Source organism: Streptomyces sp. NPDC058335, from assembly GCF_042723915.1.
Taxonomy (GTDB): Bacteria; Actinomycetota; Actinomycetes; order Streptomycetales; family Streptomycetaceae; genus Streptomyces.
The window spans coordinates 173035-196387 of record NZ_JBHXHX010000004.1 but is presented as its reverse complement, the minus strand read 5'-3'; the positions used below and the strand labels follow the sequence as shown (position 1 = coordinate 196387).

Sequence of the window (23353 nt, the reverse complement as noted above, 5' to 3'; positions counted from 1 at the left end):
GGTCTCGCGTCGGATCGGGCCGGGTCACCGCCAGGGCGGTACGAGCAGGTTGTGCACGTCCTGGCCGGCGAAGATCACGGCGTCGGGGTGGCCGAGGTCGATGGCGAGCGCCAGTTCCTCGTCGGTGGGCCAGTTGGCTGCCAGCAGGCCTAGCTGCACCTGATGGCCGAGGCGTACGTCGGGGAGCGTCTGGAGCATGCGCTCCACCGACGTGAAGACGGGAACCGTATGGGGTTGCGGGGGATCGTCGATGACCGGGAGGGTCAGCCGGCCGTCCTCCGGGGAATGGCGGGCGACGAACTCGACCGGCTCAGGAACCAGAATGTCGCAGGCGACCAGCGTGTCCAGCACGGCCCGGTTGTCGGGCGTGCGGTTGAGGTCGCGCAGTGCTTCCTGGGCGGCCGCCACGAGCAGTTCGTCGGGGATGCTGTCGTCGCGCATCGCTTCACCCCATCGTGGCCCCAGCCGGGCTGCCCGGACCGCCCGGTGCCGGATGCGCCAGGCGGCGCGTGCCATCACCTTTCCGGTACCCGTGGCTGGATCCGCCCATGCGGCGTCCCCGTACACGACGGAAATCGGCTGGTGCCGAGGGCGGACGGACTCCGTCAGGGGCTCCGACGGCTGATCTCCGTCTCGCCGTCGGTGGGCGCGGGGCAAGGGTTCCCGGTCAACGAGGCGGGCCGTCGCCGCGGCCGTACGGCGGTTGACGCCATCGGGCACGGGTACGCGGGCGCGCATGAAGTGGCAGCAGGGGCAGGACTCTCCGGCGGCGGTCCACGTGGTGGTCCTGGATCCGGACGAGGAGGCTGTCGCCGAACTCACCGGATTCGCCCGCGCCCAGTCCCCGGGGGTGTCCCAGGCAACCGCTGTCGGCGCGTTCCCGCAGGCCACCGTGGGCTGGTTCGACCGTGCCGCGAAGGACTACCGGCGGACAGTGGCCGACGAGCGGTGCGAGGTGCTGTCGCTGCTGGGGGACGGCGCCGTCGGCGAGGACGTGCGGGACGGTCCGGCGGCACTGGCGAAGATCCACCGTCCCGAGCTCGGACTGGCACTGATCAACCTGCCGCACGGAGCGGCACCGGGGAGCGACTCATGACGTACACGGAATTCCTGGCCGCCGTGCGGGAGCAGGGCGGGTACGCCGACAACGCCGAGGCGGCACGCGTCAGCGAGGCTGTGCTGAGCACGCTCGGGGACCGTCTGCAACCCGCCGTGGCCGATCATCTGGCGGGCCAACTGCCCCTGCGGATCGGCCGGTTCGTCACCCGGGTGGGGCACACCGGACGGAGCTGGGGCGTGCACGAGTTCGTCCACCAGGTGGCGCGCGCCGCCGCCGACGACGAGGAGACCGCCCACCGGCACGCCGAAGTGGTGCTGACCACCCTCGCCGACACGGTGTCGGGCGGCGAGCTGAACAGGCTGCTCAGCCAGCTGCCGGTCGGTTACGCGGCGCTCCTCGGCCACACGGAACTCACCTGACGGCTCATGCGCTGAGGAGATGACTCGGAACGTACGAGCCGCGCGACGCCACCACGGGGCACCCCGGACGTGACGGGGGTCTGCCGGTCGCTGCGTCAACGGTTCGGGGCGGCCTCGCTGACGCCCGTCAGGGCCGCGTGCGGGTCCTCGGTGACGGCGAGGTCGCCGAGACTGACGATGCCGACCGGGCAGCCGCCGTGTTCGACGACCGGGAGGCGGCGCACCGCGTGCCGCCGCATCAGTTCGATCGCTTGATCCGTGGTGTCGTCCGGGGCCAGGGTCACCACCGGCGGGCGGGTGCACACCGTGCCGACGGTCGTCTCGGCCGGGTCGAGGCCCTCGGCGACGGCTCGGACCACGATGTCCCGGTCGGTGAGTACGCCGAACAGATCGCAGTCGTACGTCACCAGGACATCGCCGATGTCCTGCTCGCGCATGAGGCGGGCGGCGCGTGCCACCGTGGTCATCGGCTCGACGGCGGCCGTGCCGGGCGACATCACGTCGCGTACCTGCCTGGTCATGAGAACCTCCGGGTTCTGCGTCGGCGGCGCATGGCACCGCCCGCGTAACCCGCACCGGCGGCGGCAAACCGGCGGGAGGGGCCGCAGTGGCGGTCCGGTCACGCCGCGGAGTGCCGATCGCGTAGGCCGCCCTTGTCCAGGAAGCGTCGCAGCCGGGTGTACGGCCAGGTGTTGATCACGTCCTCCTTGGTGAGCCAGCCGCGCTGCGCCGTACCCACGCCGTACCGCATGTGGGCCAGGTGGAGGATGGAGTGGGCGTCGCTGTCGACGGCGAACTTCACGCCGTGCCGCCTGGCCCGCAGGATGTCCTCGTCGCGCAGGTCGAGCCGGTCCGGGTGGGCGTTGACCTCCAGGGCGGTGCCGGTGCGGGCACAGGCGGCGAAGATCTCGTCGAGGTCGGCGTCGATGCCCGGCCGCTTGCCGAGGACGCGTGTGGTGGGGTGGCCGATGACGTTCACGTACGGGTTCTCGCAGGCCCGGACGATGCGCCGGGTCAGCGCCTCGCGGCCCTGGTCGAAGTGCGAGTGCACCGAGGCCACGCACAGGTCGAAGCCGGCCAGGAAGTCGCCGGGCCAGTCCACGCCGCCGTCGGGGGCGATGTTCAGCTCCGCGCCGTGCAGCAACCGCATGCCGCCCCGCTTGCCGAACTTCCGGTCCAGCGACCGCACTTGGTCGCGCTGCGCCAGCATGCGCTCGTCGGTCATGCGCTGCATGTACAGGTCCGGTCCGTGGTCGGTGATGGCGTAGTAGGCGTAGCCGCGCTCCGCCGCCGCCCGCACCATGTCCTCCAGCGGGGCGAGGCCGTCGGTGAGGTCGCTGTGGGTGTGCAGGTCGCCCCGGACGTCGGACTCCGTGACCAGGTCGGGCAGTTCATCGCGCTGCCCGGCCTCGATCTCGCCGCGGTCCTCGCGCAGCGTGGGCTCGATCCACGGCAGGCCGAGCCGGGCGTACACGTCATCCTCCGTGGCGGAGACGATCTTCTCGCCGCTCTCGGCGTCGAACAGCCCGTACTCGGAGAGCTTCAGTCCCTGGTGCACGGCGATCTCGCGGACACGGATGTTGTGCGCCTTGGAGCCGGTGAAGTACAGCAGGGCGGCACCCCACGAGTCCGGCGGCACCACCCGCAGATCGATCGACGGCCCCCTGTCGGTGCGTACCGACGTCTTCTTCTTTCCGTGGGCGATGACCTCCGTGACGTACGGCAGCTCGGTGAACGCGCGCATGAGGGGCGTCGGCGTGTCCGCCGCGACCAGGACGTCGATGTCACCGATCGTCTCCCGGAAGCGGCGCAGCGACCCGGCGTGCGCGCACCGTCGGCAGCCGGTCACCTTGGACAGTGCGGCGACGGTGTCCTCGGCGAGATCGAGGGCCACGTCGAGCAGGACGCGGTCCCCGGAGGACTGCAGGAGTTCGATGCCGTGGAGGATGTTCTCCTCCGTCCTCGGCCCGAAGCCCTTGAGATCGCGCAGCCGCTCCGCGTGGATGGCGTCGGCCAGCTCCTCGACGGAGGAGATCCCCAGCTCCTCGTGGAGCACCAGCGCCTTCTTCGGGCCCAGCGTGGGGATGGCGGTCAGCTGCCGGACACCGGCCGGGATCTTCGCCCGCAGCTCCTCCACAGCGGACACGCTGCCCTCGCGGAAGTACTCGACGACCTTCTCGGCGATCGACTTCCCGACGCCCGCGATCTCCTGGAGGCCCTTCGCGTCGAGCTTGTCGACAGCGGCGTGGTGACCGCCGATCGCGCGGGCGGCCTTCTCGTGGACGCGCGCCTTGAACGCGTCCCCGCCGGTGATCGAGATCAGGTCCGCGTACTCCTGGAACAGCGCGGCGACCTCGTCGTTGGACCGAGCCACACCTCCAGGGTAGGCAGCCAACCGGCGGTCAAACCCCGGCCGGGCCGATGCGCCCCGCCGTCTCGCGGTCCCGTCGCCGTGCCCGTGACCGCGCAGACTGCCTGGGTACCCGGGTCCAGGGCCGTCAGCAGAGCCCGTGCCGGGCACGGTACGGAGAAGCGAGGTGACCATGAAGCGCGACGCATTCCTCGCCCGGGTGCGCGAGCGCGGCGAGTACCACAGCCAGGACGAAGCCCGGCAGATCACCGAGCAGGTCCTGGACGTTCTGTCGGAACGGATCAGCCCCGGGGAGGTGAAGGATCTCGCCTCACAGCTGCCGGCCCCGTTCGGGCAGGCACTGACCGCCGTGGAGCGTGAGCAGGCGGAGAACTTCGGCATCGAGGAGTTCTACCGCCGGGTGGCCGAGCGGACCGGAGCCCGGCCCCGTACCGCCCAGTGGGACGCCAGCGCCGTGCTGAGCACCGTGGCCGACGCGGTCTCCGGCGGAGAACTCAACCAGGTCATCAGCCAGCTCCCCTCCAGCTACGCCCTCCTGTTCGGCAAGCCAGACCTCGCGGACTGACCCACGCCCGGCCCGCCCCGCCGGGCGCGGGTCGGGCCGGGCCGGAGGCCACCCACGGTCGTCGCCGGTGATCTCAACGCCGCGCCGGACACGGGGGCGCGGACAGAGAGCGGGTGTCGTCTCAGGGGGCCGTGACAACACCCGACGTGCGCTGCTTCACCTCCGCCCAAGTCGTAGGCCGCGTGCCGCCCAGGCGGGTGCGGCAGTCGGGCCGGACACGCGCTGGCGCAGCCAGGTCGAAAACTGATGCACGGGCTTCTCCGCCCCAGCTGCCCGTGACGGGTCCGCCGCAGGTCCTCGCGCGCCGGACGTTGCAACCAGTACCCAGGTACAGGTCTACCGTCGGAAGTGTCCCCGGCCGGGGGCATGACGACGGGAGTGAGCGCGATGAACGATCCAGGCTGGGCGCCACGGTCCTGCACGCTGCCCACCAGGGAGCGGCCCCTGCGGGTCGCCGAGTGGGACGCACTGTTCGCCGAGCGGCTGACCTCGCTGTCCCGGCCGCGGCCGCTCGGTCTGCGTCTCGGCCTGGCCGGCGGCGCGGGCGTGGAGGACAGGGTCCGGGACCTGGCGGAGCGCGAGGGCGGATGCTGCTCGTTCTTCACTTTCACGACCACCGTCACCGGCGACGGCCTGGTCCGTCTGGACGTCTCGGTGGACCTGGCGCACGAGGCGGTCCTGGACGCCCTGGCCGCGCGGGCGGCTGACCCGGGGGAGCAGCGGTGAGTGCGGGCCTGCGCAGCGGGCAGGTCGCGGAAGCGGCCGGGGTGAACATCCAGACCCTTCGCTACTACGAGCGGCGTGGCCTGCTCGCCGAGCCGGAGCGCAGCAACGGCGGTCACCGCCTCTACGGGGAGGGCGCGATCACCGCGCTGCGAGTGATCAAGGCCGCGCAGCGGCTCGGGTTCACGCTGGAGGAGGTGGCCGAGCTGCTGGAGGCCGGCCGTCACCGCCACGGCCGCCCCGTGGCAGGGCTCCAGGCGCGTGCCGAGGCCAAACTCGCCGAGGTCGACGCGAAGATCGCCGACCTGACCACCATCCGCACCGCTCTGACCGCCGCCGTCGAAGCCGGGTGCGACGACCTCACCGTCTGCGCGTCCAGCTCCCGCTGCCCCATCCCCTTCACCGACCTCGCCGAGGGGAACCGCCATGCCGGACCCTCCCGCTGAACCCCGCTGCGGACCTGACCCCAAGGCCCTCGGGAGCCTGGCCGCGCCCGCCTGCGTGGCGTGGTGTGCGCTGCCCCTCCTGATCACGGCGGGCGTGGCATGGTCGGCACCGGCGCCGGGGCGGTGGCGGGCCGGCCGCCCGCCCTCGCTGTCGTTCTGGCCGTGCTCGCCGCCGGAACCTGGTGGTTCGGCCGCCGCCGCTGCTCCCGCTCACCGAAGATCGCGCATGGGGACGGGTGCCGCTGCGCGGCGTCCGCCGTGCCGCCGGAGATCAGCGGCGCGAGCGGCGGGCAGGGTGCGCCGTCCTGACCGTTGTTCCTTCCGTTGCCCTGTGTTCGTCGCGGCGGCCATGAAGCCGCCGGAGAACTGCTCGCCCTCGTCGAGGCGATCGCGGTTACCTTGAGTCCTCTCAGAAACGGGCCCTTGCCCGAGCGATGACCCCGTGTGCCGTGACGTCGAGAGGAATCGGACCTGTGGGTGAAGTCGAGGCTCTCGAGCGGTTCCGGCGGCGTATCGGGGTGCCCGGACTCATCGACGTACACACGCACTTCATGCCGGAACGGGTCCTGCGCAAGGTATGGGCGTACTTCGACGCGGTCGGCCCGATGACCGGCATCGAGTGGGGCATCACCTATCGGCACGAGGAGGACGAACGGGTCGCGCTGCTACGGCAGTTCGGGGTGCGCGCGTTCACCGCCATGCTCTATCCGCACAAGGCCGGCATGGCGCCCTGGCTGAACGAATGGGCCGCCGACTTCGCGGCACGCACGCCCGACTGTCTGCACACGGCCACGCTCTATCCCGAGGAGGGCGTGGCCGAGTATGTGCGGGTGGCGGTCGAGGCGGGGGCCCGGGTGTTCAAGGCCCATGTGCAGGTGGGGGCGTACGACCCGACGCACGAACTGCTCGATCCGGTGTGGGGGATGCTGGCCGAGGCGAGGGTGCCCGTGGTCATGCACTGCGGTTCTGGCCCCGCGCCGGGCAAACACACCGGGCCGGAGCCGGTGGGGCGGCTCCTCGCCCGGCATCCGCGCCTGCCCCTGGTCGTGGCGCACATGGGGATGCCGGAGTACACCGACTTCCTGGACCTGGCCGAGCGCTACGACGAGGTGCGCCTCGACACGACCATGGTGTTCACGGATTTCAGCGAGCGCCTCAGCCCTTTCCCGGCGACGGAACTCGGCCGGCTCGCCGACCTGGGCGATCGCATTCTGCTCGGGTCCGACTTCCCCAACATCCCCTATCCCTACGTCCATCAGCTCGAAGCCCTTGAGCGGCTAGGGCTGGGTGATGAGTGGTTGCGCGGTGTCTGTCACGAGAACGGGGCGCGGCTCTTCGGGCTGTAGGCGGCGGCGCGACGACGTGTGGGGTGCTGCTCCTGGGGGATCGGTTCCCGGCAGGGCGGGAGGACGGGCGCGGCGGGAGGCGGGACGGGTGCCGGGAGGGAAGGGGAGGAGGCCGCGCCCAGGTGGTCAGGCCAGGCCGCCGTTGGCGTACAGGACCTGTCCGTTGATCCAGCGCGCGGGGCCCGCGAGGAACGCGACGGTCTCGGCGATGTCCTCGGGCGTGCCCAGGCGCTCGAGCGGTGCCGCCTTGGACAGGTTGTCGATGGTGGCCTGGTCCTTGCCTTCCAGGAACAGGGACGTGGCGGTGGGGCCGGGGGCCACGGCGTTGACGGTGATGTCCTTGCCGCGCAGTTCGCGGGCCAGGACGAGGGTCATGGCCTCGACCGCGGCCTTGCTCGCCGCGTAGGCGCCGTAGGCCGGGAACCGCAGGCGGGTGACCGAGGTCGAGAAGTTGATGACGGCACCGCCGGCGCGGATCCGCCGGGCCGCCTGCTGGGAGACCACGAAGGTGCCGCGGATGTTGGTCCGGTGCATCCTGTCCAGGTCGTCCAGGTCCAGGGTGGCGATCGGCGAGAGCAGCATGATGCCCGCCGTGTTGACGACGACGTCGATGCCGCCGAACTCGCGCTCCACGGCGTCGAACGCCTCCGCCACGGCGTTCTCGTCGGCGACGTCACCGCCGACCGCGATCGCCCGGCCGCCTGCCGCGGTGATCGCGTCGACCGTGTCGTCGGCGCGGGTCTTGTTGCCCGCGTAGTGGACGCCGACGGCGATGCCGTCCTTGGCGAGGCGCTCGGCGACGGCGCGGCCGATGCCGCCGGAGCCGCCGGTGACCAGGGCGACGCGGGTGGTGGAGTTGTCGGTCATGGTGATCCGTCCCTCGGGAGGTGTTCCGGCCCAGATGGCTCGGGGCACTCGATGTCGGGTCGCGCGGCGAGGTTGCTGCATCGCCGCTAACCGTGCTGACACATCAACGCTAACACATCAGCGATGTGGTGCAAGTGTTAGCATCGATGCATGGCGACGGTCGAGACGATGACAACCCATCCCCGCGAGCGGATCCTGCGGGCCGCGACGGTCCTGCTGGCCGAGGGCGGACGAGACGCGGTGTCCACGCGCGCCGTCAGCGCGGCCGCCGGTGTGCAGGCGCAGACCATCTACCGCCACTTCGGCGACATGCAGGGACTGCTCGACGAGGTGGCCCGGCGGGGATACGCGACCTATCTGGCCGCCAAGCAGTCCCAGGGCGAGGACGGCGACCCCGTGGCGCAGCTGCGGAACGGCTGGGACATGCATGTGGCGTTCGGACTGGCCAATCCCGCGCTCTACAGGCTGCTGTACACCGAACCGCGGCCCGGCCAGCAGTTCGCCGTCACCGGTGACGCCCACCATGTGCTGCTGGGCATCGTCGAGCGGGTGGCCAAGGCCGGTCGGCTGCGGACGGGCGTCGAGTCGGCGGCCACGATGATCCACTCCGCGGGCATGGGGGTGACGCTCACCCTCATCGCCGCGCAGGCCGACGGCCGGCTCTCACACTACGAAGGTCTCTCCGGGAACGTCCGGGAAGCCGTCCTGGACTCGGTGCTCGCCCCCGACGACGACGTCGTCGCCCGGACCGGCACCGGAGCCCACCCCGCGACCGTGCACGCCGTCGCCCTCAAGTCCCTGATCGGCGACGGAATACGGTCCCTGACCGCCGGCGAACGCACATTGCTCGGCGAGTGGCTGGAGCGCATCGCCGCCGAGGACGGTGCGGAGTCCGACGCCGGTCCGGCCGAGGGTGCCGGAGCCGACGCCGGTACCGCCGAGCCCGGCGCGGGGTCCGTGTAGCGTCCCGGCCATCGGCGAGCCATGGGCCGTCAGGGCGACCCACGGGCCTCGTCAGCGCGGCAGTCGGGCGTTGAGCCGGGCGGCCTGGCGTGTCAGGTGGCCGCGTTCGGCGAGGTTGGGGGCCTTTCGGGCCGCCTCGGCGTACAGCCGTGCCGCCGTCGCCAGGTCGCCTTCGCGCTCGTGGAGGTATGCCGCCACCGCGGTGTGGCGGGGCAGCGAGTCGTCCAGCGCCGCCAGCGCCGCCAGCCCGGCGCGTGGTCCGTCGGCCTCGCCGACGGCCACCGCGCGGTTGAGGCGGACGACCGGGCTGTCGGTCAGGCGCGCCAGCTCGTCGTACCACTCGACGATCTGCACCCAGTCGGTCTCCTCGGCGGTCGGCGCGTCGGCATGCAGTGCCGCGACGGCGGCCTGGGCCTGGAACTCGCCCAGCCGGTCGCGGGCGAGGGCCGCCTGGAGGATCTCGACGCCCTCGGCGATCGCCCCGGTGTCCCACCGGCCGCGGTCCTGCTCGGCGAGCGGCACCAGGCTGCCGTCGGGCGCGGTCCGGGCGGCCCGCCGGGCGTGGTGCAGCAGCATGAGGGCGAGCAGCCCCGCCACCTCGGGGTGGTCGATCGAGGCCGCGAGCTGCCGGGTGAGCCGGATGGCCTCGGCGGCGAGATCGACGTCGCCGGAGTAGCCCTCGTTGAAGACCAGGTAGAGGACGCGCAGCACGGTGGCGACATCGCCGGGCTGGTCGAACCGGACGCCGGAGACGGTGCGCTTGGCCCGGCTGATCCGCTGCGCCATGGTCGCCTCGGGCACCAGGTAGGCCTGGGCGATCTGGCGGGTGGTGAGCCCGCCGACGGCGCGCAGCGTGAGCGCGACCGCGGACGACGGCGTCAGCGACGGGTGGGCGCACAGGAAGTAGAGCTGGAGCGTGTCGTCCACCGCGGGAGCCGGCCCGGGGGCCGGCTCCTCGTCGACGCGGTCCTCACGCCGGCGCCGGGCGGCGTCCGCCCTGGTCGCGTCGAGGAACCGGCGCCAGGCGACGGTGACCAGCCAGCCCTTCGGGTCCCGCGGCGGGTCGGCCGGCCAGACGCGGACCGCCTCGACCAGCGCGTCCTGTACGGCGTCCCCGGCCGCCGCGAAGTCGGCTCCGCGGCGGACGAGGATCCCGAGCACGCTCGGCGTGAGGCTCCGGAGGAGGACTTCGTTCACTGCCGGCACCTCTGGATCACTCCGTGATGGTGGGCGACACGCCGTAGAACGGGCGCAGCTCCAGCCACTCGTGGATCGGCTTCCCGCCCGCGCCGGGGGCGGCCGACAGCTCCCCGGCCAGCTCGACGGCGCGCTCGTAGCTGTCGACGTCGATGACCATCCAGCCCGCGATGAGGTCCTTGGTCTCGGCGAACGGGCCGTCGGTGACCGGCGGGCGGCCCTCGCCGTCGTACCGGACGAACGTCCCCTCGGGGGCGAGCGCCTGGCCGTCGACGAACTCCCCGGTCCCCTCGAGCCGTGCCGCGAAGTCCTGCATGTACTGCATGTGGGCCGAGATCTCCTCCGGCGTCCACTGGTCCATGGGGACGTCGTTGACCGCAGCCGGGGCGCCGCGGTAGTGCTTGAGCAGCAGGTACTTGGCCATCGTGGTTCTCCTCGATATTCGTGCGACCCATTGTGGTCGCGTTCACCACGGGGACGGAGCCGGCCACGCGTTCTCGACATCGCCGCGCGAAGTTTTTTCTGACGCCCCCGTCACCGCCGGGCTTCGCCCTGTTCCTGGCCGCGCCGTTGCCCGCCGCCTGGGCGCTGTCCGCGCCGCGGCTCACCGCCGACACCCCCGGAGCCGAGAGCACGATCCTCGGCCTCCTCACCCTCGCCGCCACCCGCGCCCAGTACGAGGGCGGCACCGCCGACGCCACTCTGGTCGCCCCGGAGGGCTGGCTGCTCGACCAGCACTTCCTGGACCAGCCGGGCCGCAAGCAGGCCCAACTCGCCTTCGCTACGACTACAGGAGCAACCTCGCCGCCTGCCCCGACTGGCAGGCCCGGCTGCGCGAGCACCGTCCGCCCACGCCGATCACCTGGGGCACGGGCGACCCCTTGTTCACCGAACCCGGCGCCCGCGCGTACCTGCGCGACGTACCCGAGCCGAACTCCACCTCTTCCCCACCGGCCACTTCGCCCTGGAGGACCACCTTCCCGAAATCGCCCCGCTGATCGCCGACTTCCTCGACCGGCTCCGGGCCTGACCGGCCCCCACCGGCTTCGGCAGTCGTGGGTGGCCCCGCTCGTGAGGGTGGTTCCGATCCACTGGTGACCTCGAGGGCGGGACAGGCGGTGTGACGGGGGCCGCCGGGTAGCAAGGGCCGGAGCTTGTCAGCGGGCCCTGCCAGGATGATCCATGGAACCGTTGAGGGTCGTTCTTGACGGTCCGGGGAGGGAGAGCGTTGACGGACAGGAGTACTGGACGGAGCTGGGGTCGGACCCGTCGCCGGAGTGGCGGGCCGCGTATGTGCAGCGCACGTGACCATGTGCCGTCGCCGAGGACCCATGGAGCCACTTCCTGAGCGCACGGACCACCCACGTCCCTCACCGTCGAGGTCGCGGAGGCGCCGATAAATGCCGTGCCCGAACATCGGCATTGGTGGAGACTCGCTCCATGGCGGACATGCGGGCGTTCCGGGACGAGGTGATCCACTGGGCGGCCGGCGGTCCGGGCGAGGTGGCGAGTGACCTGGCCGCGCGACTAGGGGTCAGCACGGCGGTGCTGCTGGAAGGGCCGAGCGACCTGGCCGCCGTCGAGACGCTGGCCGCACGGCGTGGCCGGGACCTGGCCGCCGAGGGAGTGTGCGTCGTGCCGATGGGCGGGGCGATGAGCGTCGGCCGCTATGCCGGCCTCCTCGGGCCGCCCGGCCTCGGCCTGCGCCTGACCGGACTCTGTGACGAGCGTGAGCAGCCCTTCTACGACCGCGGCCTGGAGCGGGCGGGGGCGCCGCGCCGGGACTTCTACGTGTGCGTGAGCGACCTCGAGGACGAACTCATCCGCGCGCTGGGCACGGCAAAGGTCGAGGAGGTCGTCCGGGACGAGGGCGACATCCGTGCCTGGCAGACCTTCCTGCACCAGCCCGCACAGCACGGGCGGCCCCGGCAGCAGCAGCTGCGGCGCTTCCTCGGCACGAAGAAGGGCCGCAAGATCCGCTACGGCCATCTCCTGGTGGAGGCCCTCGACCCCGAGCAGGTACCGGCCCCGCTCGACGACCTCCTCACCAGCCTCTGACTCGGTGGAGGAGGACGGTTGTCATGACGACGGTGGCGTTAATGAGTTGACCGGGTCACGCCGCCTGGGCAGGGTCGGCAGCGTCCGCCCACGACCTGAACGAAAAGCCTTCTCGCTGCTGAACTGCGCTGCCCGTCCGAACGGGTGGGGAGACAGCGGGCCGGCAGATCGGAGATGCCCGAACATGACCTCTCGCCTTCACGCGCTCACCTTCGACGCGAACGACCCATCCCGCCTCGCGCGCTTCTGGGCCGGCTTCCTCGGGTGGGAGACGACCCACGACCCCTATGACGCCATCGCGCTTCTGCCGAACGACGACACCGGGTTCCGGATGCGGTTCCTGCCGACCCGGGAACAGAAGACAGGCCCGAACCAGACGCACTTCGATCTGACGAGCAGGTCCCTTCAGGACCAGCAGCAGGTCGTGGCCAAGGCACTCGAACTAGGCGCCCGGCACATCGACATCGGCCAACTCCCGGAGGAGGGGCACGTAGTGCTCGCCGACCCGGAAGGCAACGAGTTCTGCGTCGTCGCGCCGGGCAACGACTTCCTCGCGGACTGCGGATTCATCGGTGCGCTCGCGTGCGACGGGTCGCAGGAGGAAGGGTACTTCTGGAGCCGAGCGCTGGACTGGCCGCTGGTCTGGGACCAGGACCAGGAGACCGCGATCCGCTCGCCGCACGGCGGTCCCAAGGTCACATGGGGCGGTCCGCCGCTCATGACGAAGACCGGGAAGAACCGGCTGCACTTCGACATCGCTCCGCCCGCCGACGGAGATCAGCAGACGGAGGTCGACCGTCTCGTCTCCCTCGGGGCGAAGCGGATCGACATCGGCCAGGGCGAGGTCGGTTGGGTGGTGATGGCCGACCCCGACGGCCACGAGTTCTGCGTGCTGCCTCCCGGACTCTGACTCGGACGGGCGAGGAGTGGCACCGTCCGCCGGTGTCGAACCTCGCGATCACTTCCATGGTCGCGTCGTGCATCGCGGGACTGCCCGTGATCTTTTACCCGGCCCGGCACCAGCGTGTACGTTCGTACGTACTCAGCGCGGGGCGGTGTTCGCCCTGCCGCGTTCGCGGGAAAAGAACATCTCATCAATGGACCTGGCCACCCGCCGCCGTCGAGCGGCACTGTTCCTCCTCTTCCTGATACCCGGTCTGTCGATCTCCTCCTGGGTGACCCGGACGCCGGACATCAGAGACCAACTCGGCGCATCGACCGCGCAGATGGGGATCATCCTGTTCGGGCTGTCGGTCGGCTCGATGATCGGCATTCTCAGTTCCGGAGCGCTGGTGGCCAGGTTCGGCACCCGGCCCGTCATGGGTGCCGGGACGCTGCTGGTCATCCTCAGCATCGCGGTCGTCGGTGGCGGGTCGATGCTCGCCTCCGCGCCCGTTGTGACAGCCGGACTGTTCCTCTTCGGTGCGGGAATGGGCGGGGGAGAGGTCGCGGTCAACGTCGACGGGGCCGAGGTCGAACAGATCACAGGGCGAACGGTCCTGCCCACGCTCCACGGCTTCTTCAGCCTGGGCACCGTCGTGGGAGCCGCATTCGGCATCCTGTGCACCGCGGCCGACGTCCCGGTGCAGTGGCATCTGGCCGCCGTCGTCGCCGTCACGGCCGCCATGCTGGCCCACGCCTTCCGCGCCATCCCCGGTGCCGTGGGAAAGAACCGGGACAAGGGCCGGCCGCCCGCGGGCGGCACCGCGCCGATCCGGGTGAGGGTGTGGAAGGACCGACGGCTGCTGCTGATCGGTGGTGTCATCCTGGCCATGGCCCTGGCCGAGGGCGCCGCGAACGACTGGCTGCCCCTGCTCATGGTCGACGGTCACGACGTGGACCCCGCCCTGGGGTCCGCCGTCTACGCCGGCTTCGCCGCCGCCATGACGATCGGCCGCTTCGGCGGCGGCTTCCTCATCGACCGTCTGGGCCGCACGCCCGTCGTCCGGGCCAGCGCCATCTCCGCGACCCTCGGCATCGCCGTTGTCGTCTTCGCCGACTCCGCCGTCCTGGCGGCCGTCGCGGTGCTGTTCTGGGGCGTGGGAGCCTCGCTGGGTTTCCCCGTCGCTCTCTCGGCGGCCGGTGACTCCGGTCCCGACGCAGCGGCCCGCGTCAGCCTTGTGGCCATGATCGGCTATGTCGCGTTCCTCGTCGGACCTCCCGGCCTCGGCTTCCTCGGCGATCACTACGGCCTTCGCGCCGCCATGATCGTCGTCCTCGCCTTCACCGCCGTAGCCATCGCCCTCGCCCCTGCCGTCGGCACACGCTCCGCCCCGCCCTCACGCGCCCCTGACACCGCGGTGCGACCCTGAGGACGACGCGGTTCATCGATGGTCCTCCGACCCCCACCTGCCGCATCTTCGTCGAGCCGGCCGGCACCGCACCGTCGGTGGAGTCCGGGCATGCACCCGGTCAAGGGTTCCGGCGCACGCCTGGAACTCCGCGAACTCACCATCGACGACGTGGACTCGGTGCTGGCCGTGTACGGCAGCCCGCAAGCCACGGAACACCTGTCGTTCGAACCACGCACCCGTGACCAGGTCATGCACCTCGTGACCCGGTCCGTCGCCGCTGCCACAGCGACGCCCCGCACCGAGAGTGCGTGCTGGCCGTCGTCGCACGGGCCGCCGACGACCTGATCGGGTTCGGCCGCCTCGCCACCGACCCCCACCAGCAGCGCGCGGCCACCATGGGCTTCGCGCTCCGCCCGGACAGGTCGGGAGCGGGCTACGGAGCTGAGACGGTGCGGCTTCTGCTCGGCCTCGGGTTCGACGACCTGAACCTGCACCGCGTCTGGGGAGCCCGGTCACCCCTCAACGAAGCCTCCGCCAGGACGATGAGGGCCGTCGGCCTGGTGGAGGAGGGCGTGATCCGCGAACACGTGCTGAGGGCCGGCGCCTGGCGCGACAGCGTCGTGCACGCGATCCTCGAACGCGAGTGGCGGCCGGCGGCGCGGCCGTAGTCCTCCTGACCGCGTCGGCTCAGCCGAGGTGGTCGCGGCGCGTCGAGTGAGCGATGAACTCGCCGATGAGTACGGCGATCACGGCCGGACCGCGCGGCGGGACGGTCGGAAGGACCGAGGTGTCGGCGACCCGCGGTCCGGCCACACCGTGCACCCTGCCGTAGGGGTGACAGCGGCGTCGGGGTCGTCTTCCGAGCCCATTGGAACGGTTCCGCAGGTGTGTTGGGCCGTCCTCAGGTGGTCACGGATCAATCCACGTGTCGAGGAGCCGGTCGTCATCGCGCGTCTCCGGCGGTCGGTTCCAGGAGCCCGGCCCAGTCGCCTCCCGGAAGGCGACTGGGCAGACCACGGCCGACGCCATGCGGACGGCTTCCCGCAAACCGGGACTGCCGCAGGGGACGGTCCCGGCCTGGAGCGGCAGGATGCGGTCGGGGTTCTCCATCAGCCTCGCAACCGGCGCCGCGCCGCCGGCTGAAGCCCTTGTCCTGCGGTCCACGCTCCTGACCGGGGCCAAGGACCTGCGGCTGACCGGGACCGAGACGGTCGAGGGCACCGGGACGACGCAGTACCGGGGGACGGCCGATGCCGACGGACTGATACCCGAGCGCCCGCGACCACCTCGTAGGGCTCGAACTCACCGATCCCCCCGCCGTGGACCTGTGGATCGGCGGCGACGACCGCACGAAACGGTTCCGCATCCGGGTGAGCACACGAACCTGCTCAGCGGCACCGTCGACGGGCCGGCCGACGACGATCGAAGCCCTCCCGCCGAGGACGTCGTCGTTCTCGGGGACGACGCGCAGGAAGGCCGAGCGTCACCCGCCAGCCCGAGGCCCCCGAGCCGGGACCCGAGCCACGCCCGGACTCATGGCTGCCACACCTCCGGCCCGCCCCCACGCCACTCGATCTCCGCCATGCCCGCCACGTCGATGTCGTCGATGCCTTCCAGGCCGGCGAGGCGCAAGAACTCGGCGACGTCGAGGAGGCCGTACGCCATGCCGAGGAACTGGTTGCCCGCGCGGACGCGCCGGCCGCCGTCCTCGGCGGGCGGGTAGACGACGACGGGCATCGCGGTAGCCATGAGTCCAGAGTGGAACGGGAGAGGTCGCCGCGCACGCGGGCCGCGGCGGCCGAGTGCGGTGGCGCGAGCGCGGAGTGGGGGAGCCGGCGGCCCTCGTGCCATGCCGACGGTTTCGTTCCGCGGCAGGGGCTGGCTGCCGTCGCGTCAATGACCCCGCCAGTCGGCGTACGAAACTCTTTCGGAAACATGCCGGTGACACAGCGCTGTCGTGTCCCCATACTGTCCTGCATCCGGCTCATGCCCCATTGGGCCATCCACCTCCCCGACCGACCGGCGCCGACGGTCGCGCATTCGGCGAGCCACTGTGCAACGGGCGATGCGCGTTGTGCAGACACGCCAAGCAATGCTTGGGGGTCTCAGCGTCGGCTGCGGGCTTCCTGCGCCCACTTCTCGACGACGGGTACGCACGCGTCGGCCAAGGAGGCCACCACCCGGTCCCGGCACGAGCTGCGCGTGGGCGCCGGTTCCGGACATCCCGCTCCGGGCGGCAGCCCTACGGCCCTACTCCGTCACCGCCGCCCGGATACGCGTGCCACCAGCGCCTGCTCCTCCCGGTTTGACATGGTTCGGGCTGATGCCATGGTGGTAGGCGGGGATGACGTTGGGAGGCATGGCATGGCATCGGATTCGGTGTGGGGTCGCGCGGCGCGGCAACTCCCGCTCAGGCTCACGGTCGGTGCGTTCTTCCTCAACTCGGGGCTGGCGAAACACGAGGCGGACCAGGCCACCGCTGAACAGGTCCATCAGTTCGCCACCACCACATATCCCTTCCTGGGCACGCTCGGCGCTCAGAAGTTCACCAGGCTGCTGTCCGCAGGGGAGATCGCCGTCGCCGCCGCCCTGCTCCTGCCGGCCGTTCCCGCGGCGGTCGCGGGGGCCGCGCTCACCGGATTCTCGTGCGGCACCCTGGGCCTCTACCTGCGTACGCCGGGCATGCGCCAGGAAGGCAGTCTGCGCCCCACGGAGCAGGGAATCCCGCTGGCCAAGGATGTCTGGATGCTGGGCGTCGGCGTGTCTCTCCTCGCCGATGGCCTGACCGGACGCCGAGGGCCCGCGACCATCGCCCTCGGCGCCTGCCGCCGCATGCTGCGACACTGATCGGTGCGGGCGCGACGCCCGTCCGCGCAGCGCCGGTTCGCGGCGGTCGGTCTTCCCCTCCTCGGCGGTGGCTGCCGACGGGGTGTCCAGCCGGTCAGAACGTCCAGCGCGTGTGCGTGTAGACGCCGTTGTCCCGGCCGAAGCCGTACGCCACGGTCGGGGCGACCGCGAACACCACGGCGTCCCCCTTCCGGAACGAGTCCCCGATCCCGTGGAAGGTGCCTTCGGGCGAGGTGATGTGCGGCCCGTACTTCGTCTCGTGCGCCGCGATCACCTCCTCCAGTACCGCGGGGTCGGTGACCGGTTCGGCCTCGCCCTCGATCACGAGGTCGAGTCCCTGGGTGAGTGAGTTCCCGCCGGTGGTGAGAGCGCAGTGCGCATCATGCGCGAGGTTTGTCGCCTTCTGCTCTCCGGGGCCGGTGGAGAAGTACAGCACCCCGTCGTGCCAGGCGGCGATCACGGGGGTGACGTGCAGCCGGCCGTCCGGCCGTACGGTGGACACCCAGAAGATCTCGGCGGCCTCGAGCTGCCGCCGGGCCTCGGCCCACTCGGTGGGGGTGACGTCCGCGGCACCCGGGCGGGGATTGAGCGCGGAACTGTAGCGGGCGTCGAGCTGAGCGGTGGGCTGCTGTGCGGATCCTTGTGTCGGCATGGTGGATCTCCTTCCTCGTCCCCCTCCTAACGACCGGCAGCCGGCGCCGACATGATGCGGATGGGCGTATGGCGGTCGGTGATCTTCCGGCCGAGGCGTTTCTTCCCTGTATGTGCTCGGCGGCAGGGCTCCGCGGCAGGCCGGTTGAGGGCGGTCCGCGAAGCCCCGGGCCGTTCACCTGCCGGTGGGCTGCCCGGTCACTCACAAGGCCTACCGCGACGCAGCAGACCCCTTCCGGCTCGTGCTGCCGTTCACGGCGGTGACGGGCGCCCACGCATCACCCGCGGGTGACTCTTCGAGGTTGTGAGGAGTCTGGGTGCGGTAGGAGTGGCCGAGTTCCGGGCCGAGCCCGAAGTAGTGGCGGAAGTTGTAGACGAGAGGGCTCCAGGCCGCGGGGTCGATGTGGTCGGTGCCGGGAACGACGATGCGTGGGTCGGCGTGGACCTTGCGCACGAGGGCCTCGACGATGACGAAGTCGCCGGAGACGTCCGCCCGCACCCGCTCGGCGCGGGCCTCCAGCTGGATCGGGCATTCGGCGACCCGAGGCGGCCGGACCAGGACGGACGGTTCGCCGGTCAGACCTGCCGCGGCGAACTTGTCCGGCTCGAAGCGGCAGCCTTCGGCCTTGGTCGGGGGCACTGGGTTCTGGCCGGTCAGGGGCGCCAGCCGCTCCACCGCCGGCCACTGGGCGGGGGCAGGCAGGCTGATCACCAGGTCAGGTCGGCTGTCGAGGTTGTGCGCGGTCTGCCCGTCGCGGCCCAGTCCCATCACTACCGTGTGCCCGAGTGCCCACGCGGAGGACATCGGGGCGAGATTGAACGAGCCGTCCTGATTCTCCGTCGACAGGAGCACCACCGGAGTTCCGAAGTACAGGATGCTCGGTTCGATCTCCAGATGGGCGGCGAAGGGCTGCGCGCGCAAGGTGCGGGGAGGGGCTGTGTGCATGCCGGGCAGCGTAGAAGCCGGTCGCTTCGGCGGGGGCCGAAGTGTCATGGGTGAGACGAGCCCGTCAGCGGTGCGGCTCCTGGCACTCGATCAAGGGCTGCCGGGGCCTCCCGCTGGGCAGCCGGGAGACCGCCGGTCGCCGTCACCGTACGGCCGTGCTTCACGGGAGCCTCTCGTCACCGCTCGGCGGCTCGTGTCCGGGCGGCGGCGGGTGCCCCCGTGCGGTGTGCCGCCGTCCGTGGTGATCGAGGAGCCAGCGGCCGAACAGAGCCCCGCCGTAGACGACGAACCCCACACCGATCAGCCAGGACTCGACCACGAGGACGACTCCGACGGTGCCGTAGCTGATCGCGTTGTTCACGATCAGCGGTGTGAAGACGAAGAAGGAGAAGCCCCGCAGGCCGATCAGGCCGAGCATGGTGGCGACCGCCCCCGGCAGCAGGTCCCGCCAGCGGACCTGGCCGCCGAGCAGGAAGCGCTGGCCCCACCAGAAGAACAGGATGCCGGTCACCGACGAGAGCAGGATGCGCTCCGGTCCGTGCATCGCACTGCGTGTCTGTGCCTCCTGGTAGAGGTACGCGGTCAGCAGGCACAGCCAGGTCGCCTGACGCCAGACCCGGTGCCACGGTCCGGGAGGCAGGTTCCACACCCGCTCGTAGCCGTTCTGGACGCTCGCTCCGAGGGCGACACCGAACACGGCGAGCGCCAGCCCGCCCCAGACGCTGGTGGTGCCGACCACCGCGCGCGGTGGACTGATGATCTCCGTGAGTACGCGAGAGGACCGTCCGGACAGCCCCATGCCGTCCGCCAGCCATGCCGCGAAGCCGCCGCGCCCGAGCGGATCGGCGGCGGCGACCACGATGAGCAGCGGAGCCAGCGTGACCAGGGCCAGGGTGGCGAATCCCATGGCCCGGTGCATCAGCTCCAGGTCACGGCCGCGCCGTACCAGGGTGTGGGCGCCCAGCCGTTCCCATCCGTGCCGGATCGCACGCGCGAATCGACTCACGGCGCGCTCGTTCGTCGGCTCGCGCACACGCGGCAGATTAACCCGCGGCGGGTCGGACGAAACATGACGAGCCCTCGCGGCGGGCCGGGAATGCCCGGCGGGTTCGGCTGGCTGTGCAGGGCGTGGTCGTGAAGGGGACAGTGTCCCCGGGCCTCACCCATTGCCTGCGGGGACGATCGTTCGGCTGAAGCCCCGCAGTGCCTTTCGCCGCGTAGGCGACCGCCCTTCACGACCACATGCCTGGTCCGCAGCCCTCGCCCGACGTTCTCGTCGGGCGAGGGCTGCGGGCGTTGTACGGCGATGTAGGAGCAGGGTCGGTGTCGAGTGCGCGTCACGCCTCGTCGTCGGACTCGGTCTCGGTGCGGGACTTGGCCGCCCGCCGGAGCCGGTAGCGGCGCGTCCGGCTCTGCTCCGTGACGGCGTCGCCGACCATCGTCCGCACGATGTTCTGGAGCCCGTGCATCGCGTGCTGCCGCGACGGCCCGCGCCCGGGTCCATCCGCAGCTCCTTCAGCAGCGCCCAGCACAGGAACAGCATGACGACGACGAAGGGAAGGGCCACCAGGATCGTCGCCGTCTCGAGCGAGTTCAGCCCGCCCACCACCAGCAGCACCACCGCGACCGCAGCCATCGGAGCACCCCACGCCACGACGAGCCACGTAGGCGGGTGCAGTGCGCCGCGGCTGGTCGGCGACCCCAGCACCAGCGATGCCGAGTCGGCGCTCGTGATGAAGTAGGTCATGGGAAGGTACGACACCGACGCCGAATCCACGAGGAAGCGCCCGCCATGCCTGTGCCTGCCGACCCGACGGTGCTCCACCCGATGCCTGAACAGCCCCGCGTGGTGCTGCTCAGGCCGCTGGTCACATCCCCTTTGATCGAGGTCGGGGAGTACTCCTACTACGACGACCCGGACGATCCGAGCGCGTTCGAGACGCGCAACGTGCTCTACCACTACGGGCCGGAGAAACTGATCATCGGCAGGTTCTGTGCTCTGGGCACGGGGGTCCGGTTCATCATGAACGGCGCCAACCACCGCATGGACGGCCCCTCGACCTTCCCCTTCCCCACCATGGGCGGCTCGTGGTCGGAGCATGTCGATCTGCTCACCGGCCTGCCGAACCGGGGTGACACCGTCGTCGGCAACGACGTCTGGTTCGGCTACGGGGCAACGGTGATGCCCGGCGTACGGATCGGGCACGGCGCGATCATCGGTGCCGGCGCCGTGGTCACCGCGGACGTGCCCCACTACGGGATCGTCGGCGGCAACCCTGCCCGCCTCCTCCGCGCCCGCCACAGCGACGAGGACGTCGCCCGACTGCTGGCGGTGGCCTGGTGGGACTGGCCCGCCGAACACATCACCGAGCACGTGCGGACGATCATGTCGGGCAGCATCGCCGACCTGGAGGCCGCAGCCCGGGACATGCCCCGCAGCTGACCATCCGGCGGCTTGTGCGCGCCTGGAACGCGGCGGTGAACAGGTCGCAGGTCAGGTCGTCCGTGGTGTGGACCGTGGTCAGGATGTCGCGGGTGACGGCTCCCAGGCACTCGGCGTCCAGCTCGGCGAGCAGGGCCGCGTTGAAGTCGGCGGGGTCGAGCGGCTCCGGCAGGATGTAGAACGCCGAAGCCGAAGCCGAAGCCGAAGCCGAAGCCGAAGCCGAAGCCGAAGCCGAAGCCGAAGCCGAAGCCGAAGCCGAAGCCGAAGCCGAAGCCGAAGCCCAGGCTGAGGCCGAGCCGAGTCAGACCTCGGCTCCGCCGTCACCGCCCGCGCAGCCGCGGTGTGTCACTTGGTCGCGCCCTGTGAGAAGCCGTTGTAGATGTAGCGCTGGAGGAAGAGGAACACGAGCAGGGTCGGGACGATCACCAGGACGGTGCCGGCCGAGATGTTCTCCCAGTGCGCGCCGAAGGGGCCTTTGAAGCGGAACAGCGCGGTGGAGATGGTGCCGAGGTCCTCCGAGGGCATGTAGAGGAAGGGGATGTAGAAGTCGTTGTAGACGGTGATCCCCTTGATGATCACGACCGTGGCGATGGCGGGCTTCAGCAGCGGCAGGATGATCTTCCAGTAGATGGTGAGGGAGTTCGCCCCGTCCAGCCGCGCGGCCTCGTCGAGGGAGACCGGGATGCCCCGGATGAACTGAAGGAAGATGTAGATCGAGACGATGTCCGTCCCCATGTACAGCAGGATCGGCGCCCACAGACTGTTGAACAGGCCGAAGCTGTTGACCACTTGGAAGGTGGCGACCTGGGTGGTGACCCCGGGGACCAGGGTGGCGATCAGGAACAGGGCCATGATCGGCTTCTTCGCGCGGAACGCGAAACGGTCGATGGCGTACGCCGTCATCGATCCGATGAGGACCGTACCGGTGATCGAGAAGAGCAGGATGAACGCGGTGTTCCCGAAGGCGGACAGCATCTTGCCGTCGGTGAAGGCCGTCGCGTAGTTGCCGAGGTTGAGCCAGTTGCCCGGCAGCGTCAGCGCGCCGCCGTCGGCGACCTCCTCGGACGTCTTGAGCGAGGTCAGGAAGACGACGACGAGCGGGACCAGCACGATCAGGGACGCGACGATCAACGACAGGTAGGTCAGGGCCGGTGCGATCCGGCGACGGCGTGCGGTGGGCGGCGGCGTGGTCATACGAGGTCCACCTTCTCGTCGGGCACGAGGCGGCGCTGGATCCAGGTGACCAGCAGGATGATGAGGAGCAGGACGACCGCGGCGGCGGATGCCAGGCCCGTCTTGTTGAACTGGAAGGCGAGCTTGACCGTCTGGATGACGAAGGTCGAGGTGCCGGTCGCGCCTCCGGTCATGATGTACGGGATCTCGAAGACGGACAGCGACCCCGAGATCGCCAGGATGACGCTGAGGCTGACGACCGGTCGGATGCTCGGGGCGATGATGTGGCGGAACTGCTGCCACCGGGTCGCCCCGTCCAGCTGGGCCGCCTCGTACAGTTCGGCCGGGATCGACTGGATCGCGCCCAGGAACAGCACGAAGTTGAGCCCGGTGAAGCGCCAGACGGACACGCCGGCCAGCGAGGTGTTCGCCGACGTGGGGTCGCCGAGCCACGCGTGGTCGGACCCGGCGCCGAACCAGGACAGCACCGAGTCCAGCGTGCCGCCGTCCTGGAAGAAGTAGAGGAAGACGAAACCGATGGCCACGCCGTTGACGAGGTAGGGGAAGAACAGGATGCCCTTGAAGAAGTTACGGAAGCGCAGGTCGAAACTGAGGACGGTCGCGAAGTACAGGGCGATCACGATCTGCACGGCGGAAGCCGCGAGGTAGTAGAAGCTGACGAAGAACACCCGGAACAGTTCGGGCCGGGTGAAGATCTGCCGGTAGTTGTCGAAGCCCGTGAGGTTCCGGTCCGGGCTGACACCGTCCCAGTCGGTGAAGCTGTAGAAGATCATGTTCGCCACGGGCACGTAGGTGAACGTGACCAGCAGGGCCAGCGGGGCGGCGAGGAAGAACCACGGGGTCAGGCGGCGCAGCAGCGAAGGGCCGCGTCGCCGGGGCGACGGGCGGCGTGTCGTCCTGGGGGGCCGGGTGGCGGCGCGCGGCACCTTCGCGGGTGCCGTCTCGGTCGTCTCGGGCATGTCG

27 protein-coding genes and 2 pseudogenes are annotated in these 23353 nt (G+C 70.9%); 14 read left to right on the top strand and 15 right to left on the bottom strand.

Annotated elements, in window-relative coordinates:
- Nucleotides 1-24 precede the first annotated feature (24 nt).
- On the bottom strand, nt 25-441 hold the full coding sequence (locus ACFWJX_RS08940; RefSeq protein ID WP_383238984.1) for an SseB family protein: 417 nt from the start codon (nt 439-441) through the stop codon (nt 25-27).
- Between the two features lie 295 nt (nt 442-736).
- Between ACFWJX_RS08940 and ACFWJX_RS08935 the strand changes: the two genes are divergently transcribed.
- Together ACFWJX_RS08935 and ACFWJX_RS08930 are read left to right on the top strand one after the other, a co-directional pair.
- Nucleotides 737-1096: a PCC domain-containing protein gene (locus ACFWJX_RS08935; RefSeq protein WP_383238981.1), complete on the top strand. Its 360-nt coding sequence runs from the start codon at nt 737-739 to the stop codon at nt 1094-1096.
- Nucleotides 1093-1479, top strand: coding sequence for a DUF2267 domain-containing protein (locus ACFWJX_RS08930; RefSeq protein ID WP_383238978.1), 387 nt, complete (start codon nt 1093-1095; stop codon nt 1477-1479). The genes ACFWJX_RS08935 and ACFWJX_RS08930 overlap by 4 nt, the downstream gene beginning before the upstream one ends.
- A gap of 95 nt (nt 1480-1574) precedes the next feature.
- On the opposite strand, the gene ACFWJX_RS08925 is transcribed toward ACFWJX_RS08930, so the two are convergent.
- Together ACFWJX_RS08925 and polX are read right to left on the bottom strand one after the other, a co-directional pair.
- On the bottom strand, nt 1575-2000 hold the full coding sequence (locus tag ACFWJX_RS08925; RefSeq protein WP_383238975.1) for a CBS domain-containing protein: 426 nt from the start codon (nt 1998-2000) through the stop codon (nt 1575-1577).
- A 98-nt stretch (nt 2001-2098) separates the two neighbouring features.
- Complete coding sequence (gene polX / locus ACFWJX_RS08920; protein ID WP_383238972.1) at nt 2099-3853, bottom strand: DNA polymerase/3'-5' exonuclease PolX; 1755 nt, start codon at nt 3851-3853, stop codon at nt 2099-2101.
- 169 nt (nt 3854-4022) lie between these two features.
- On the opposite strand from polX, the gene ACFWJX_RS08915 reads away from it, so the two are divergent.
- The 5 genes from ACFWJX_RS08915 to ACFWJX_RS08895 all read left to right on the top strand — a co-directional run bounded on the left by ACFWJX_RS08915 (nt 4023) and on the right by ACFWJX_RS08895 (nt 6930).
- A complete protein-coding gene (locus tag ACFWJX_RS08915) occupies nt 4023-4415 on the top strand; it encodes a DUF2267 domain-containing protein (protein WP_383238969.1) in 393 nt (130 codons plus the stop codon).
- Nucleotides 4416-4802: 387 nt separating this feature from the next.
- Entirely contained in the window at nt 4803-5141 is a 339-nt protein-coding gene (locus tag ACFWJX_RS08910; protein WP_383238966.1) for a hypothetical protein, read from the top strand.
- Nucleotides 5138-5584 (top strand): MerR family transcriptional regulator, encoded by a 447-nt coding sequence (locus ACFWJX_RS08905; RefSeq protein WP_383238963.1) that lies wholly within the window; start codon nt 5138-5140, stop codon nt 5582-5584. The genes ACFWJX_RS08910 and ACFWJX_RS08905 overlap by 4 nt, the downstream gene beginning before the upstream one ends.
- Nucleotides 5585-5683: 99 nt before the next feature.
- Complete coding sequence (locus ACFWJX_RS08900) at nt 5684-5893, top strand: hypothetical protein (RefSeq protein WP_383238960.1); 210 nt, start codon at nt 5684-5686, stop codon at nt 5891-5893.
- Nucleotides 5894-6057: 164 nt separating this feature from the next.
- On the top strand, nt 6058-6930 hold the full coding sequence (locus tag ACFWJX_RS08895; RefSeq protein WP_383238957.1) for an amidohydrolase family protein: 873 nt from the start codon (nt 6058-6060) through the stop codon (nt 6928-6930).
- Nucleotides 6931-7056: 126 nt separating this feature from the next.
- On the opposite strand, the gene ACFWJX_RS08890 is transcribed toward ACFWJX_RS08895, so the two are convergent.
- Nucleotides 7057-7797, bottom strand: a complete 741-nt coding sequence (locus ACFWJX_RS08890) for an SDR family oxidoreductase (protein WP_383238954.1) — start codon at nt 7795-7797, stop codon at nt 7057-7059.
- A gap of 150 nt (nt 7798-7947) precedes the next feature.
- Between ACFWJX_RS08890 and ACFWJX_RS08885 the strand changes: the two genes are divergently transcribed.
- Nucleotides 7948-8760, top strand: coding sequence for a TetR/AcrR family transcriptional regulator (locus ACFWJX_RS08885; RefSeq protein WP_383238951.1), 813 nt, complete (start codon nt 7948-7950; stop codon nt 8758-8760).
- A 51-nt stretch (nt 8761-8811) separates the two neighbouring features.
- Here the strand turns inward: ACFWJX_RS08885 and ACFWJX_RS08880 are convergent, their stop codons facing one another.
- The 3 genes from ACFWJX_RS08880 to ACFWJX_RS08870 all read right to left on the bottom strand — a co-directional run bounded on the left by ACFWJX_RS08880 (nt 8812) and on the right by ACFWJX_RS08870 (nt 10728).
- On the bottom strand, nt 8812-9957 hold the full coding sequence (locus ACFWJX_RS08880; RefSeq protein ID WP_383238948.1) for an RNA polymerase sigma factor: 1146 nt from the start codon (nt 9955-9957) through the stop codon (nt 8812-8814).
- Between the two features lie 16 nt (nt 9958-9973).
- On the bottom strand, nt 9974-10381 hold the full coding sequence (locus tag ACFWJX_RS08875) for a YciI family protein (protein WP_383238945.1): 408 nt from the start codon (nt 10379-10381) through the stop codon (nt 9974-9976).
- Nucleotides 10382-10491: 110 nt separating this feature from the next.
- Nucleotides 10492-10728, bottom strand: a complete 237-nt coding sequence (locus ACFWJX_RS08870; protein ID WP_383238942.1) for a hypothetical protein — start codon at nt 10726-10728, stop codon at nt 10492-10494.
- Nucleotides 10729-11397: 669 nt separating this feature from the next.
- On the opposite strand from ACFWJX_RS08870, the gene ACFWJX_RS08865 reads away from it, so the two are divergent.
- The 4 genes and pseudogenes from ACFWJX_RS08865 (at nt 11398) to ACFWJX_RS08850 (ending at nt 14977) form a co-directional block, all read left to right on the top strand.
- On the top strand, nt 11398-12015 hold the full coding sequence (locus tag ACFWJX_RS08865; RefSeq protein ID WP_383238939.1) for a TOPRIM nucleotidyl transferase/hydrolase domain-containing protein: 618 nt from the start codon (nt 11398-11400) through the stop codon (nt 12013-12015).
- Between the two features lie 184 nt (nt 12016-12199).
- Nucleotides 12200-12925 (top strand): VOC family protein, encoded by a 726-nt coding sequence (locus ACFWJX_RS08860; protein WP_383238936.1) that lies wholly within the window; start codon nt 12200-12202, stop codon nt 12923-12925.
- A 187-nt stretch (nt 12926-13112) separates the two neighbouring features.
- Nucleotides 13113-14327 (top strand): MFS transporter, encoded by a 1215-nt coding sequence (locus tag ACFWJX_RS08855; protein ID WP_383238933.1) that lies wholly within the window; start codon nt 13113-13115, stop codon nt 14325-14327.
- A gap of 90 nt (nt 14328-14417) precedes the next feature.
- Nucleotides 14418-14977 (top strand): annotated as a pseudogene (locus ACFWJX_RS08850) (GNAT family N-acetyltransferase).
- 19 nt (nt 14978-14996) lie between these two features.
- Here ACFWJX_RS08850 and ACFWJX_RS08845 read toward each other — a convergent pair.
- Nucleotides 14997-15122, bottom strand: coding sequence for a hypothetical protein (locus ACFWJX_RS08845; protein WP_383238930.1), 126 nt, complete (start codon nt 15120-15122; stop codon nt 14997-14999).
- Nucleotides 15123-15842: 720 nt separating this feature from the next.
- Nucleotides 15843-16058 carry a hypothetical protein gene (locus tag ACFWJX_RS08840; protein WP_383238928.1) on the bottom strand — a complete coding sequence of 72 codons (216 nt, stop codon included), beginning with the start codon at nt 16056-16058 and terminating at the stop codon, nt 15843-15845.
- A 615-nt stretch (nt 16059-16673) separates the two neighbouring features.
- Here ACFWJX_RS08840 and ACFWJX_RS08835 point away from each other — a divergent pair.
- Nucleotides 16674-17156: a hypothetical protein gene (locus ACFWJX_RS08835; protein ID WP_383238925.1), complete on the top strand. Its 483-nt coding sequence runs from the start codon at nt 16674-16676 to the stop codon at nt 17154-17156.
- A gap of 94 nt (nt 17157-17250) precedes the next feature.
- Here ACFWJX_RS08835 and ACFWJX_RS08830 read toward each other — a convergent pair whose 3' ends face one another.
- From ACFWJX_RS08830 to ACFWJX_RS08815, 4 genes and pseudogenes are all read right to left on the bottom strand, one after another.
- Complete coding sequence (locus tag ACFWJX_RS08830) at nt 17251-17808, bottom strand: pyridoxamine 5'-phosphate oxidase family protein (RefSeq protein WP_383238922.1); 558 nt, start codon at nt 17806-17808, stop codon at nt 17251-17253.
- A gap of 210 nt (nt 17809-18018) precedes the next feature.
- The gene (locus ACFWJX_RS08825; RefSeq protein WP_383238919.1) at nt 18019-18753 is read right to left on the bottom strand and encodes a flavin reductase family protein; all 735 of its coding nucleotides are present in this window, start codon (nt 18751-18753) and stop codon (nt 18019-18021) included.
- Nucleotides 18754-18913: 160 nt separating this feature from the next.
- Nucleotides 18914-19759, bottom strand: coding sequence for a ribonuclease BN (locus tag ACFWJX_RS08820; RefSeq protein ID WP_383239686.1), 846 nt, complete (start codon nt 19757-19759; stop codon nt 18914-18916).
- 331 nt (nt 19760-20090) lie between these two features.
- Nucleotides 20091-20506: pseudogene (locus ACFWJX_RS08815) on the bottom strand (BCCT family transporter); the annotation flags it as partial.
- Nucleotides 20507-20545: 39 nt separating this feature from the next.
- Between ACFWJX_RS08815 and ACFWJX_RS08810 the strand changes: the two are divergent.
- Nucleotides 20546-21196: a CatB-related O-acetyltransferase gene (locus ACFWJX_RS08810; RefSeq protein ID WP_383238916.1), complete on the top strand. Its 651-nt coding sequence runs from the start codon at nt 20546-20548 to the stop codon at nt 21194-21196.
- Nucleotides 21197-21541: 345 nt separating this feature from the next.
- On the opposite strand, the gene ACFWJX_RS08805 is transcribed toward ACFWJX_RS08810, so the two are convergent.
- Both ACFWJX_RS08805 and ACFWJX_RS08800 read right to left on the bottom strand, forming a co-directional pair.
- Nucleotides 21542-22390, bottom strand: coding sequence for a carbohydrate ABC transporter permease (locus ACFWJX_RS08805; RefSeq protein ID WP_383238914.1), 849 nt, complete (start codon nt 22388-22390; stop codon nt 21542-21544).
- Nucleotides 22387-23349, bottom strand: coding sequence for a carbohydrate ABC transporter permease (locus ACFWJX_RS08800; protein ID WP_383238911.1), 963 nt, complete (start codon nt 23347-23349; stop codon nt 22387-22389). Before ACFWJX_RS08800 ends, ACFWJX_RS08805 begins: the two co-directional genes overlap by 4 nt.
- Nucleotides 23350-23353 lie beyond the last annotated feature (4 nt).